Here is a 14,265-nt window from a genome sequence, read left to right as displayed (position 1 = left end):
TCAAGAAACTTAAGCGACAGTTAATTAACAAGCATAATAAGAGAAATATTGTGTAACGGCTGTAAAGGCTTTATTATTATGGTTAGGAGCACAAATGTTAAGTTACTAACCCTAAAATCTTTAGGGGTATGCTTTGGGTGTCATTATTATCAGCGATAAATGCAGCTTTACTTGCTTGATAAAATTAATGGCAATAGTCCGAAAGGGGAAAAAGAAATGTTACCTATTATTTTGGATATGGATCCTGGAATTGATGATGCGGCAGCGATTGCAGTTGCAGTTAATCATCCTAAATTAGATGTAAAATTAATTACGACAGTTGCTGGAAATGTGACAGTTGATAAGACAACAAAAAATACACTTAAGTTACTAGATTTTTTTGATAAAGATATTCCTGTTGCAATGGGTGCAAAAGCTCCACTTAAGAAAAAGTTTGTTGATGCATCAGCAATACATGGTAGTTCAGGGATGCCAGGGTATGATTTTCCAGAACCGCAAAGAAAGCCACTATCATTATCGGCAGTTGAAGCTATGCATCAAGTGATTTGCGAATCTAAAGAAAAAATTACTTTAATCGCAACTGGGTCATATACTAATATTGCACAGTTAATGGAGAAATATCCCAAAGATCTGGATCAAGTTAATAATTTGATTCTTATGGGTGGTAGTATTTCAGGGGGGAATTGCAGTTCCGTAGCGGAGTTCAATGTCTTTACTGATCCAGATGCAGCAAAAATCGTTTTTGACTTTCCAATTGAAAAAACAATGATAGGTTTAGATGTTACATTAAAAGCGCTCATTACACCTCAAACATTGGACAAAATTAAAAAGATGGGTAAATCAGGGGATATGCTCTACAGTATTATTTTAGCTTATGGAGATGTACATGTTGGTGGAAAGCCAATGCATGATGTAAATACGATTTTATATGCACTTAATCCAGAATTGATTACTACTAAAAAGTTGAATATTGAAGTTGCAACGAAAGGACCTGCAATTGGTGCTACTGTTGCTGATATACAAAATAGATGGCACAAAGCAGGAACATACAATGCAAATGTAGGTATTGATATTAACGCTGAGTTGTTTAATGAATGGTTTATTGATCAGGTATCAAAAATGCCAAAGTGATTTGTATTATATTAAAACTTATGTGACAATCCTCATATAATGTACAATCTTAGATGTATTCAACGGTTCCTTGCTATAATAAGAAATATTTAGTTAATATAATTTTTTAATACTCTTTTTGATTTTCAATGTTGGGTTCTGAAAATCATGGGGGTGTTTTAGTATAACTCCATAAGAAAAATAACTGAATCTTTAAATGATAGATAAAAAACTATAGTATTTGATATCTATTTTAGATAAATAATTTTGATTTACATCTAATGTATTCTACGATATATTAAGTAACATGAATTGTAGACAATGTATTTGGTTTTGTGAGGTGAGTTGAATGAGTGTAACAATATTTGATGTTTTAAAGCTTTCTTCTATGCGTGGAGCCAAGGTTTTAACCCATAAAAGCAGTTTGGAACAAATAGTAACGTCAGTTACAGTTTTAGAATATTCTGAAACAAACGAGACACAAAGAGAGCTTAAAAATAATATTCATTTTAGAGGAAATGAAATTGTTTTAACATCTTTTTCTGCAATTAAAAATGATGTAGATGCACAGTGTCGAAATCTAGAGTATCAAGCAGATCTTGGTGAAGTTGCTGTTGTATTATTTTATGTAGGTATTGTAATGCCTAAGGTTCATCAGCGTTTAATTGATTTAGCTGATGAGTTAGGGATGGTTCTTGTTTGTATGCCTCAAAATGATCCTACTTTAGCGTATAGTGATATTATAACTGAAACTTTAAATTCAATTTTCAATGATCAACTGAAGCATCCCAATCTAGTAGTTGAAGTACTAAAAAACTTTTCTAATATGCCGGATAGAGGGAAAAACATTGAAACAATAATGCAAATTGTCAGTAATCGTTTAAAAGTGTCATTAGCAATTTTTGACAGTAAAAATATTTTGTTGCATGAAGCTAATTGGCCACGAAGTGAAAAAATAAATTGGATAGCAGTTTATAAAAAAGATAGAGACAAAGATTTTCAGAAATTAAATAATGAAAATATAGTCTTAAAAAATAGTATTCAAGATTTTATGCTTTTAATTTTACCAAGTAGTAAAAATATTAGCGAAGTTAAAGAACGTCAGATTGTCCAAATAATGGAAATTGCTTTGAGAATATGGCAAGAAAGCAAAACATATATTGGTAGAGCAGATTTGATTGAAACATTGATAATGGGTCAAAGAGGAAAAGCAAGACAAATTGCGGAACGCTTAAATGTTAAAATGGAAAGTTTAAAAAATGCTTGGATTATAAAAAATGTGCTAAAGCAAGATAATAGTCAGCAAATAGAAGTCGTACGCGAAATATCAAAAATATTTGCAAATAATGTAATTTGTGAATACTACAATGATAATATTATTATTTTATATACTAAGAAACTGAAATTATATGATATTCTTCAGTGGGGTAAGCAGTTGAAGGAGTGTTTAAGTGGAAAACGGTTTAAAGCAAGTATTAGTTACTATATTAACTTGGCTGATATAAATGAAATAAGTGAAATATTTTCACTAACTGAAATGGTAAAAAAAGATTTACAAGTTGTTTTTCCGCAAAAACAAATATTTAATTTACAGGATTTTACTTTTGTAAAAGAATGTCGGGAATTACAAAGAAAAAGAAATAATCAATCAATTCAAGTGAAAAATATTATTCATCCTTTAGTTTCAAAGCAGGAGTTAATGAGAACATTAGCTACTTATTTATTAGATACACAGGCTAATGTTATAAAAACTGCAAATTTAGAATATGTTCATCGTAATACTATAAAATATCGATTACGTCGCATTAATGATTTATTAGGTATTTCGATTGATAATCCAATAATGATAGGTTATTTAACCCAAGAAGTAGCAATCTATCGTTTAAATAAATTAAAATAAAAAAATAATTAAATTAGTAAAGAGTTAGCATTTGTTAATTTTAACAAATGAAACTCTTATTTTTTTGTCATTTTAACAATGTTAAAAATTCAATAATTGCTGTATGTTATAAAACAAGACATATTGTAAAAGGGTTAACTGTATAGAAAAGAGAGGTTACTTGTTATGAGAGAAAAAGAGATAGTTGCAAAAACAGCAGAGCTTAATGATGACTATTCATTAAGTCGTGTCCCAGAAGAACAAAGAGATCCTATGTGGAAAATTTTATTAATTCGAATTGGAAATTTAACATGCGTTTCTCAGTTTATGATTGGGGCAGAGTTAGGATATGGATTAACCTTTGCGCAAGCATTTTGGGCAACCATGATTGGAAGTGTTTTTTTACAATTTATTTCGTATGGATTAGGAGTTGCTGGACAAAGAGAAGGATTGTCAACTAGCTTATTGTCAAAATGGGCAGGTTTTGGAACATATGGTTCGGCATTAGTTGGTCTAGCATTTGCAATCAGTCTAACAGGATGGTTTGGAATACAAAATTCAGTTTTTGCACAAGGAATTGTGTCGATTTTAGGAAATAATTTGAATTTTGCGGTAGTTGCAGCCTTTACTGGATTAGCAGTTACTTTAGTAGTTCTTTTTGGATTTAAGAGTATGAGTTGGACTGCTAATATTGCTGTTCCAGGTTTTTTGATTGTAATGGGAATTGGTACATTTAATATGTTGCGGACACATTCGCTGGGAAGTCTTATTACAATGGCAGCACCTAGTCAGTCATTGACATTTACAGCTGCAATAACGGTTGTAACAGGTGGATTTATTGTTGGATGTATTATAACTCCAGACATTACCAGATTTGCTAAAAGTTCAAGAGATGTTTTTTGGGCTACTTTAATTGGGACAATGTTGGGAGAATTGGGAGTTAACTTATTAGGAGTTTTAATGGCGCATGCTGTTGGAACAGAGGCAATAATGCCAATTATTTATCAATTAACAGGAATATTAGGTGTTTTTATAGTTATCTTCTCAACTTTAAAAGTAAACGATGTAAATTTATATTCTTCAAGTTTAGGTATCGTTAATTTCATTAAACAAGTTTTTAAGATAAATGTTAATAGGGCATTAATGACAATTATAATTGGTATTTTAGGAACAATTCTTTCAATGATGGGCATTATTGACAAATTTGAATCATTCTTAAGTTTTTTGGGTATTGTATTTCCACCAATAGCTGGAATTATGTTCATTGACTATTTTGTTTTGAAAAGAAGCAGAAGAATTCTGGATGAATCTCGAAAATTAGGAAAGTTACCAGATCAGGCAGAAAAGCTTCATCCAGTGACATTGATTTCGTGGATTGTAGGCAGTATGGCAGGTTTCTTTATTACAATTGGAATTCAATCAATTACTTCGATAGTAGTTGCTGCCATAGTTTATTATATGGGAATGAAAATTTTTAGTAAGGAGAAATAGTTGATGAGAAAACTATCTGTTAACAGCATTAAAAATATAGCGATTGGTGCAGCTTTACTTGGTGCAGGAGGTGGTGGTAACCCCTATATAGGAGAATTGATGGCTGTTAGTGCTACGCGAAAATATGGTGAGGTAACATTGCTTAATGTGGATGAAGTGGAATCGGAGGCTTTGGTTGTACCTGCTTCAATGATGGGAGCTCCATCTGTTCAATTAGAAAAATTTCCCAATGGACAAGAATTTTATAAAGCTTTTGATCTACTGGAAAAGCGACTTAATAAAAAAATAGCAGCTACATTTCCTATAGAGGCAGGAGGAGTTAATTCGATGATTCCAATTATGGTGGCTGCTAAAACGGGTTTACCTCTTGTTGACGTTGATAGTATGGGCCGTGCTTTACCAGAATTGCAAATGTCAACTTTCACTCTATATGGGCATACAGCGACACCTATGGCAATTGTAGATGAAAAAGGCAATGGTGCTTTGTTAGAAACAATCGATAATGTTTGGACTGAAAAAATTGCTAGGTCTATTGCAGTTGATATGGGGGCAACAGCAACAGTTGCTAGTTATCCTTTGACTGGGAAAGACTTACTTGAATCAGGTGTTAAAGGGGTTATTACATTATGTGAAAAAATAGGCGAGATAATCACTAATGTTAATTCTTATTCTACTGTAGCTCAAGCGTTAGTTGCACTGCTTGATTTAACAAATGGTTTTTGTTTTATGGAGGCAAAGATTGTTGACATTAAACATACAACAAAAGATGGCTTTAATTTTGGAAAAGTTGAGCTTGAAGGATTAGGAAATTCAAGAAATAAAAATGGAGAAGTGGAGTTTCAAAATGAAAATATAATCTTTAAATTAAATGGAGAAGTTGCAATCACAGCACCAGATATTATTACTTTCTTAGATATTGAGAGCCTGAATCCGATAACAAATGAAGAGTTGAAATATGGAAAACGTATTTATGTTTTAGGTGTACCATGTTCTGATAAATGGAGAACACCAGCAGGTATTAAATTAGTTGGACCACGCTATTTTCACTATGATGTAGATTATCAGCCTGTGGAAGACTTATTTAAGAAAGTAAAGGAGCTGAATTAAAATGAAACGATTGGGAATTGATGTTGGCGGAACTAATACAGATGCAGTTTTATTAGATGAACAATCTAGAGTTATTGCTTCAGTTAAAACGCATACAACAGTAGATATTCAGACTGGAATTAATAATGCAATAAATGATGTTTTAAAGAAAAGTAAAGTAGATCCTAAGACAATAAAGCAAGCAATGCTTGGAACGACACAATGCACTAATGCAATAGTTGAAAGAAAAGGATTGGCTAAAGTAGGAGTTATTCGTTTGGGTTATCCAGCAACAACTTCTGTAGAACCGTATGCAGAATGGCCGATAGATATTGTCAATGAACTGTCAGGCAAATTTAAAATTGTTAAGGGAGGCTATGAATTTGATGGGCAAGAGTTAACGCAATTAGATTTTGAAGAACTAAAAGAGACATTACTTTCATGGAAGGGACATATAGAAAGTATTGCAATTATAGGCGTATTTTCTGCTATTAATAATGAACAAGAGGAAAAGGTAGCTATTTTTGTAAAAAAAGTACTTGGTAATAAGATTCCTATTTCTTTATCGGCAAAAGTTGGATCGCTAGGACTGATAACTAGAGAAAATGCTACAATTTTAAACTCAGCACTTTTTAACGTTATTCATAAAGTTAGTACAGGATTTACTAAGGCATTAGAAAAACAAGCGATTACAGATGCTGCAATTTTTTTATGCCAAAATGATGGGACATTAATGTCAACAAAATATGCAGAGAAATACCCAATTTTAACAATAGGCAGTGGTCCAACTAATAGTATTCGTGGAGCAGCTTATTTAGCCAAAAAGAAAAATGCTTTAGTGTTAGATATTGGAGGGACTACATCAGATATTGGGGTATTAAGTAACGGATTTCCACGTGAATCTTCAATTGCTGAAACAGTAGGTGGCGTTAAGACTAATTTTCGAATGCCGGATATTTTATCAATCGGCTTAGGTGGCGGTAGTATTGTAAGGCAACAAGCAGATGGAACTGTAACAGTTGGTCCAGATAGTGTTGGATACAAAATTGAAGAAAAAGCAATTGTTTTTGGCGGAAATATTATTACGACGACGGATATTGCAGTTAAACTTGGTATGGTTGAAGTTGGTAATGTAAATTTAGTTGATAAAATTGATATAAAATTTGCACAACAAGCTTTTATAGTTATTCAAGATATGCTAACAGATGCCTTAGATAAAATGAAAACAAGTTCTCAACAAGTTGAGTTGATCTTAGTTGGTGGTGGAGCCATAATTGCACCAAAGCAAATATCAGGCATTTCAAATATTTGGAGAAGTAACTATGGTAGTGTCGCAAATGCTATTGGAGCAACAATAGCACAGGTAAGTGGTGAATTTGAAAAAATTTATCAATATGATATTATTAAACGTGCTCAAGCTTTAGAAGATTCTAAGTCCAAAGCTATTAAACAAGCTTTAGAAGCTGGTGCGGAAGATAAAAGTATTAAAGTAGTTGAAATAGAAGAGATACCTTTAGCGTACGCGCCAAACGACACAACTCGTGTAAAAGTAAAAGTTGTTGGTGAAATTAAGTGATGAGTGGATATTTTAGAATGATCAAAATATTTAGAAATCAATAATGCGAGAAGTGTTTTTTAGTGGTTGGTAAAATAAAATGAGTTAATATGTCTTGTTACTATTTAGACTGTCTGTTTTATAACAGATAGTCTTTTTTAGCTACAAAGTAATTTTAAAATCTAAATTACTAAAAAGAAATTAAATTTCATTATTTTTTATTTTTTATAGTTTAATTTGTAATTTAGTAACATAGATGCTATACTCTAACTGTAAACGATTCCATATGCAAGGAGGAGATTAGATGTTAGGGTTCTCGGTGTTTTTAAATAAGAAACTGACGGTTCCTGAACAAAAACGAATAGAACTGATGAAAAGCTCTGGTTTTGAAGGAATATTTACATCGTTAAATATTCCTGAAGACAATGTTAGTGAATCACTACAACGCTTAAAAGATTTGGGGGGGATTTGTAAAAAATTAAACTTCTACTTAACAGTAGATGTGTCAATTAAGGGGCTAAATCGTTTAAATATTGGAATTAAGGATATTTATAAATTAATAGATTTAGGTGTAACAGCACTAAGAATTGATGATGGTTTTTCTATGGAAGAAGTTGCGTGCCTTTCAAATGAAATGAACATCGCTTTGAATGCAAGTACTATCAGTGATTTGGATATCGAATGTCTAAAAGATAATCATGCAAATTTTGATAATTTAGAAGCTTGGCATAATTACTATCCACGTCCAGAAACAGGATTAGATAATAATTGGTTTATTCATAAAAATGAATGGCTTAAGAAACAAGGTTTTACCACAATGGCCTTTATAGCAAGCGATACTGAATTAAGGGGACCAATCTTTGCAGGCTTGCCAACATTAGAATGTGATAGATATACTAATCCATTAGTTGCAACAATAAAGCTATTGAATGACTGCAATATTGACAAAGTTTATGTTGGTGATGGAACTTTGAGTGAGAAGATGTGCAGAAAATTTGAAATGTTCTTTTCAAAAAATGTTCTGCAATTGAGCATCCAATCAGATGCGGAGTTTTTGTATAAATCTATTTGGCATAATAGACCAGATATTTCTCGTGATGTAGTAAGACTGATAGAGGGGCGCGAGAGAAATACAGAAAAAATAGTTCCACACGAAACAAGAACACGACTTGCAGGTGCAATTACAATCGACAACTGCCGCTATAAGCGATACTGTGGCGAATTGCAAATAGTTAAAAAGCAACTTAATGCAGATACAAAAGTTAATGTTATCGGGCAAGTAGTTGCATCAGAAGTACCATTATTACAATGGATAGGCAGCAATCAAGCTATTCGTTTTGTTAAAGGGGATTAACGAAAGTGAATTTAGAAAATTTAACAACAGAAAAACGTAATGAAAAGACAATGTTATTGGATACTTTATCAACGAGAGAAATTTTAGAACTAATGAATGAAGAAGACCAAAAAGTACCTTTAGTAATCAAAAAACAAATACCTAGAATTGAAGAAGCAGTCACAGAAGTAATTAAACACTTCAACATTAATGGTCGGCTGATATATATGGGGGCTGGGACTAGTGGACGATTAGGGGTGCTAGATGCAGCAGAATGTGTACCAACATTTGGAACAGATCCTAAAATGGTTCAAGGAATTATAGCTGGGGGCATGTCGGCTATGACGGTTGCGGTCGAAGGAGCTGAAGATTCAAAACTACTCGGCAAACAAGATTTGGTGAAATTGAATTTAACTTCTAATGATGTTGTTGTAGGGATTGCAGCTAGTGGGAGAACACCATATGTTGTTGGGGCATTAGATTATGCTGATGAAGTTGGAGCGGTTACGATTAGTATTTCTTGTAATGACAATGCGATAATTAGTAAGCATGCACAGATTCCAATTGAAGTTGAAGTTGGTTCTGAGGTTTTAACAGGCTCAACACGTTTAAAATCAGGGACTGCTCAAAAATTGGTTTTAAATATGATTTCAACGGCAGCAATGATTGGAATTGGGAAAGTATATAAGAACTTAATGGTTGATGTAAAACCGACTAATGAAAAATTAATCGAACGTGCAAAACGTATTATTATGCAAGCAACTGATTGTTCAGAATTAGATGCAGTTAGAGCTTTTAATCAAGCTAAGCAAGATGTTAAAGTTGCAATTATTATGATTTTAACAAATCTAAGTAGAGATGAAGCTATTAAATCTTTAAAGGATGCCAATGGTTTTGTACGTCAAGTAGTTAAATAAACATGGGGGGATATGAGATGAGTACAGATAAATATACACGTATTGCAAATGAAATTTACAGTCATGTTGGGGGACCACAGAATGTTGAAAAATTAATTCATTGTATGACTAGAGTTCGGATGACAATTAGAGATGAAGCGCTAGTTGATATTGATGGATTAAAAGCAATTGATGGGGTAATGGGAGTTGTTCAAGAGGATACCTTACAGGTGATTGTTGGCCCAGGAACTGTTAATAAGGTTGCAGATATAATGGTAAAGCAAGTTGGAGTTGAACTGGGGGAAAAATTTCCAGAGGCTAGTACTATCGCGGCAGCTAGTGATGAAATATCAAAATCAGATTATGAACGTGATAAAGAAATGGTTCAAGCTAAGGCTAAAGAGATGCATGCAGCACAAAAATCTAAAATTAAGCAGACACCTGTACGAAAAGTATTAGAAGCTATCTCTAGTATTTTTATCCCTTTAATTCCGGTATTTGTAGGGGCTGGGTTAATATCTGGGATTGCTGCGATTCTGTCTAATTTGATGGTAGCAGGGGATATTGGTAAAAATTGGACAGAATTCATTGCAATTTTAAAAATTATTAATAGTGGCTTATTCTCTTATCTTGTAATATATGTAGGTATTAATAGTGCTACGGTATTTGGTGCAACTGCCGGATTAGGTGGTGTTATAGGGGCTGTGACTTTATTAACAGGAGTTACGCCGCAAGCTCCTATCCATAATATTTTTAATGGGCAAGCACTGTCAGCTGGACAAGGTGGAATTATAGGTGTTATTTTTGCCGTTTGGGTATTATCAATAGTTGAAAAAAGTTTACGTAAGGTAATTCCAGATTCAATTGATATTATTGTGACACCGACAATTTCACTATTAATCGTTGGCGTATTTACGATCTTTTTGGTTATGCCAGTTGCAGGAGTTGTCTCAACCAGTTTAGTTGGAGTTATTGAATGGATTTTAAATGTTGGTGGAGCAGTTGCAGGTTTCTTATTGGGCTTATTCTTCTTGCCAATGGTTATGTTTGGGTTACATCAGATCTTAACACCAATTCATATCGAAATGATTAATAAACTAGGAATGACACCACTATTACCTATCTTAGCTATGGCTGGTGGTGGTCAAGTTGGAGCTGCTTGTGCATTATGGGTACGTTGCAGAAAGAATAAACAATTGGTCAATATGATTAAAGGAGCTTTACCAGTTGGAATTTTAGGTGTGGGTGAACCCTTAATTTATGGGGTTACATTGCCACTTGGAAAACCATTTATTACTGCCTGTGTTGGTGGTGGTATTGGTGGTGCAGTTATCGGAGCTTTGGGTAATATTGGAGCGACGGCAATTGGACCATCAGGAATTGCATTAATCCCGTTAATAAATAATGGACATTGGTTAGGTTATATTTTGGGATTATTAGCTGCATATATTGGCGGTTTCATAGCAACATATTTCTTTGGAATCCCAAAAGATGCCAGAATGTCTAAGGATGTAAAGGGAAATCTTATTAAGGACTAAACTTAAACTATGACAAACATTTTATTTGAAATTTCTAACAAATTAAATAAGTTTTCACGATCAGAACAAAAAATTGGTCGTTATATTTTAGCGCATGTTACAGAAGTTACAAAAATGAGTACTGCTGAATTAGCAACTGCTTCTGGTGTAAGTACAGCTACAGTTACGAGATTTGGAAAACTAATAGTTCCAGATGGTGGCTATCCAGAATTAAAAATGAAGTTAGCTTTAGAAAAAAATATTGATAAAACCTTATATGATGAAATAAATCCTAAAGATAGCATCGAATCAATAAAAGATAAGTTGGCATTAAGAATAAATCATACAATTGAAGCAACTAATGCTTTATTGAAAGAGGATATTTTAAGCCAAGCTAGTCATTATATTTTTGAAAAAAAGAGTATATATGTCTACGGCTTAGGGGCATCAGATGTTGCTGCACGGGATTTCACACAGAAATTCATGCGTATAGGTAAATCAATAATTCATTCGCAAGATACACATTTACTAGCTGCTGGATTAACGACACAGAGTGAAGATGCAGGTTTAGTTTTATTCTCCAATTCGGGTGAAAAGTTAGAAAGTATCAAATTAGCAGAAGTTGCACGTTCCTTAAAGATTCCAGTAATTTCAGTAAGTAGCAATAGATACAGCACATTAGGTAAATTATCAGATGTTGTAGTAGTAAACGATGATAGTGAGGAAAATCAAACGGCACGTTCAGCTGCAACAACATCATTAATGGCCCAACTATATGTTGTGGATATGCTATATTACACTTTTATTACTAATGACTACCAAAGAAATATCAAGCAGTTAGTAGAATCGCAAAAAACAATAAAAAAACATTTTTCGTAATAGGTGGTGAATATTTTGTTTGGTTTTAAAAATAAGAATAAAAAAGTAGAATTTAAAGCAATGGCTAGTGGCGTTTTGATTCCAATTACGAAGGTAGCTGATGACGTGTTCTCACAAAAGATGATGGGCGATGGATTTGCTATTCAGCCAAATAAAGGTGAAATTTTGGCTCCAATTTCAGGGGAAATTAAGATGGTAGCAGATACAAAACACGCAATAATGCTAGTAACTGACACTGGTTTAGAAATTTTACTTCATCTAGGAATAGATACAGTAGAATTGCAAGGGGCACCTTTTAAAATCCATGTTAGTGTAGGTGATCAGGTTTCAGTAGGGGATAAGTTAGCTGATATGGATTTAGACTTTATAAGGGAACATGAAAAAAAGACAACAGCAATTACAGTAATTACTAATATGGATAAAGTAAGTACCGTAGATGTAAAAAAAGTGGAAAATGTAACACCAGCAGACGTTGTCGCAGATGTAACTCTTAGTTAGATGTTGTCATAGTCGTAATTATCTTTTTGGGGGAGATATTATGAAAAAAAAGTATTTGATTTTTGCAGCGGTTGGTGTTGCTATTTTAACGGGATGTACAAAGAGTTCTACTTTATCAAAAAAGAGCACAGCAAGTGTTATTCGGTATTCCAAAAGTGAACCTAAAGGTGATTTTCAAAGTACAGCAACATTTTCAGAAAAAGCGAGTGCAACTAATGATGATTTTGATTCCTATGCGTTATTAAATAATCAAGAACAACAATTCAAGGGATTTAAAGGTCAAGGGTATTTATGGCTTAAAGCTAAAAATAATAAGGACTTAAAGGTTTTTATTAACAGTCATAAGCTTAATGTGGGGAGCATAAAGCAAAACTATTGGAATAAAATCAGTATTAAGGACTTAACTAAAAATGGAGCTAATATTTTGCAGGTAGATACGCTTAAAAATAAGAATGTTAAAATTAAAATACCATATCCAACATTAAAAAATAAAGCGAATGATGCTAAGTATAAAAATAATGACTCCTTTAAGTTACTGGATGCAGTTATAAAGGCAGAAATAAAGAATGGTTTTTCATCAGCACAATTAGTAGTAGTGCATAATGGTAAAATTATCAAACAGTCTTCTTATGGTATGGTGAATAGTTATAGCAAAGATGGAAAAAGATTAAATGGTCAAAAAGCAGTTACTAATAATACCTTATATGATTTAGCCAGCAACACGAAAATGTATGCAACTAATTATGCAATTCAAAGATTAGTATCTGAAGGTAAACTAAATATTGATTCTAAGGTTAGTGATATTTTACCTAACTTCAAAGATCAAGCTACAGATACAATTAAAGGTAAGAGTGATTTAACTGTCAGAGAAATTCTAGAACATCAAGCAGGATTTCCAGCTGATCCACAATATCATAATCAAAACTACAACAGTGATAATCCATTGAAACCAGAGAAAAATAAGAATATTGCATTATATACACAAAACAGAAATGAAGTTTTGGATAAAATAATCGCAACACCACTAGACTATACACCAGGTACAAAAACGGTATATTCAGATGTTGATTATATGCTATTAGGTTTTATTATTGAAAAAATAACAAATACGCGCTTAGATCAATATGTTAACAAAGAAATATACAAACCATTGGCACTAAAGCATATCACCTTTAATCCACTTGAAAATGGCTTTTCTAAAAACGATACGGCTGCAACTGAATTAGATGGTAATACAAGAGGTGGAGCAGTATCATTTAACAACATTAGAAAAAATACATTACAAGGACAAGTTCATGATGAAAAGGCATATTATTCAATGAAAGGTGTAAGTGGTCATGCTGGCTTGTTTAGTAATGCAACGGATTTAGCAAAATTAGCGCAAATTGTTGTAAATGGTGGAGGCTATGGAAATTATAAATTATGCAATGAAGAAACACTGCAAGAATTTATTAAACCTAAGTCAACAGATCCTAGTTATGGTCTAGGATGGCGCAGAAATGCTACAGGAACTGTAAATTATAACTGGGCATTTTCAAAACAAACAGATTCTAGCACTGTGGGGCATACGGGTTGGACAGGTACACTAACAGTAATTGATCCAAAGAATAACAATGTGATAATTCTGTTGACTAATGAAAGAAATACACCACTGGTTGATGCTAAAAAAGATCCTAATGATTTTGCTGGGGGGCATTATCTGTTAGCTAAATACGGCGATGTTGTGAATTTAGCGGTATCTGGCATTAATAACGATAGCAAAAATGCTAATGATCAAAAAATTATAAGTTTAGTTTCGCAAAGATATGCTGAAATTAAAGAAAATAAAGCGGATAATAGCAAATACGACAAAGCTGATTTGCGTGCACTATTTGAAACTTTAAAAGACAGAGATACGACGACTACAAACAATTTCCTAAAAACAACAACTGCTAAGAATATAACAAGCTATTTAAAAGGTTCTAAGGTAAATGTTGAGTAGAAAATAAGGTACACAAAATAAAAAGTTGTATTTTGGTTAC

11 protein-coding genes are annotated in these 14,265 nt (G+C 32.9%); all 11 read left to right on the top strand.

Annotation, left to right across the window (positions count from 1 at the left end):
- Positions 1–216 precede the first annotated feature (216 nt).
- The gene (gene rihC, locus LB941_RS07085; RefSeq protein ID WP_253360673.1) at positions 217–1,131 is read left to right on the top strand and encodes a ribonucleoside hydrolase RihC; all 915 of its coding nucleotides are present in this window, start codon (positions 217–219) and stop codon (positions 1,129–1,131) included.
- Between the two features lie 328 nt (positions 1,132–1,459).
- Positions 1,460–3,010 (top strand): PucR family transcriptional regulator, encoded by a 1,551-nt coding sequence (locus LB941_RS07080; RefSeq protein ID WP_253360671.1) that lies wholly within the window; start codon positions 1,460–1,462, stop codon positions 3,008–3,010.
- Between the two features lie 165 nt (positions 3,011–3,175).
- Positions 3,176–4,480, top strand: a complete 1,305-nt coding sequence (locus tag LB941_RS07075) for a purine-cytosine permease family protein (RefSeq protein WP_253360669.1) — start codon at positions 3,176–3,178, stop codon at positions 4,478–4,480.
- A gap of 3 nt (positions 4,481–4,483) precedes the next feature.
- Positions 4,484–5,587, top strand: coding sequence for an S-methyl thiohydantoin desulfurase family protein (locus tag LB941_RS07070; RefSeq protein WP_253360667.1), 1,104 nt, complete (start codon positions 4,484–4,486; stop codon positions 5,585–5,587).
- 1 nt (position 5,588) lies between these two features.
- The gene (locus LB941_RS07065) at positions 5,589–7,142 is read left to right on the top strand and encodes a hydantoinase/oxoprolinase N-terminal domain-containing protein (protein ID WP_253360664.1); all 1,554 of its coding nucleotides are present in this window, start codon (positions 5,589–5,591) and stop codon (positions 7,140–7,142) included.
- 283 nt (positions 7,143–7,425) lie between these two features.
- A complete protein-coding gene (locus LB941_RS07060) occupies positions 7,426–8,475 on the top strand; it encodes a MupG family TIM beta-alpha barrel fold protein (protein ID WP_253360662.1) in 1,050 nt (349 codons plus the stop codon).
- 5 nt (positions 8,476–8,480) lie between these two features.
- Positions 8,481–9,371 (top strand): N-acetylmuramic acid 6-phosphate etherase, encoded by an 891-nt coding sequence (murQ, locus tag LB941_RS07055; RefSeq protein WP_253360660.1) that lies wholly within the window; start codon positions 8,481–8,483, stop codon positions 9,369–9,371.
- A 17-nt stretch (positions 9,372–9,388) separates the two neighbouring features.
- Positions 9,389–10,888, top strand: a complete 1,500-nt coding sequence (locus tag LB941_RS07050; protein ID WP_253360658.1) for a PTS transporter subunit EIIC — start codon at positions 9,389–9,391, stop codon at positions 10,886–10,888.
- Positions 10,889–10,897: 9 nt separating this feature from the next.
- Positions 10,898–11,746, top strand: coding sequence for a MurR/RpiR family transcriptional regulator (locus LB941_RS07045; RefSeq protein ID WP_253360657.1), 849 nt, complete (start codon positions 10,898–10,900; stop codon positions 11,744–11,746).
- A gap of 15 nt (positions 11,747–11,761) precedes the next feature.
- Complete coding sequence (locus tag LB941_RS07040; protein ID WP_253360656.1) at positions 11,762–12,244, top strand: PTS sugar transporter subunit IIA; 483 nt, start codon at positions 11,762–11,764, stop codon at positions 12,242–12,244.
- A 40-nt stretch (positions 12,245–12,284) separates the two neighbouring features.
- Positions 12,285–14,225 carry a penicillin binding protein PBP4B gene (pbp4b, locus tag LB941_RS07035; protein WP_253360655.1) on the top strand — a complete coding sequence of 647 codons (1,941 nt, stop codon included), beginning with the start codon at positions 12,285–12,287 and terminating at the stop codon, positions 14,223–14,225.
- Positions 14,226–14,265: the final 40 nt, after the last annotated feature.

The sequence above is a fragment of the Ligilactobacillus ubinensis genome, assembly GCF_024160875.1.
GTDB lineage: Bacteria > Bacillota > Bacilli > Lactobacillales > Lactobacillaceae > Ligilactobacillus > Ligilactobacillus ubinensis.
The sequence above is the reverse complement of the archived record's forward strand: the minus strand, read 5'-3'. Positions and strand labels throughout refer to the sequence as shown.

What these genes read in the sequence shown, in the direction of transcription:
- LB941_RS07060 (WP_253360662.1), top strand. Translation starts at nt 7,426, where the DNA reads ATGTTAGGGTTCTCGGTGTTTTTAAATAAGAAACTGACGGTTCCTGAA.
- rihC (WP_253360673.1), top strand. Translation starts at nt 217, where the DNA reads ATGTTACCTATTATTTTGGATATGGATCCTGGAATTGATGATGCGGCA.
- LB941_RS07050 (WP_253360658.1), top strand. Translation starts at nt 9,389, where the DNA reads ATGAGTACAGATAAATATACACGTATTGCAAATGAAATTTACAGTCAT.
- LB941_RS07075 (WP_253360669.1), top strand. Translation starts at nt 3,176, where the DNA reads ATGAGAGAAAAAGAGATAGTTGCAAAAACAGCAGAGCTTAATGATGAC.
- pbp4b (WP_253360655.1), top strand. Translation starts at nt 12,285, where the DNA reads ATGAAAAAAAAGTATTTGATTTTTGCAGCGGTTGGTGTTGCTATTTTA.
- LB941_RS07070 (WP_253360667.1), top strand. Translation starts at nt 4,484, where the DNA reads ATGAGAAAACTATCTGTTAACAGCATTAAAAATATAGCGATTGGTGCA.
- LB941_RS07080 (WP_253360671.1), top strand. Translation starts at nt 1,460, where the DNA reads ATGAGTGTAACAATATTTGATGTTTTAAAGCTTTCTTCTATGCGTGGA.
- LB941_RS07045 (WP_253360657.1), top strand. Translation starts at nt 10,898, where the DNA reads ATGACAAACATTTTATTTGAAATTTCTAACAAATTAAATAAGTTTTCA.
- LB941_RS07065 (WP_253360664.1), top strand. Translation starts at nt 5,589, where the DNA reads ATGAAACGATTGGGAATTGATGTTGGCGGAACTAATACAGATGCAGTT.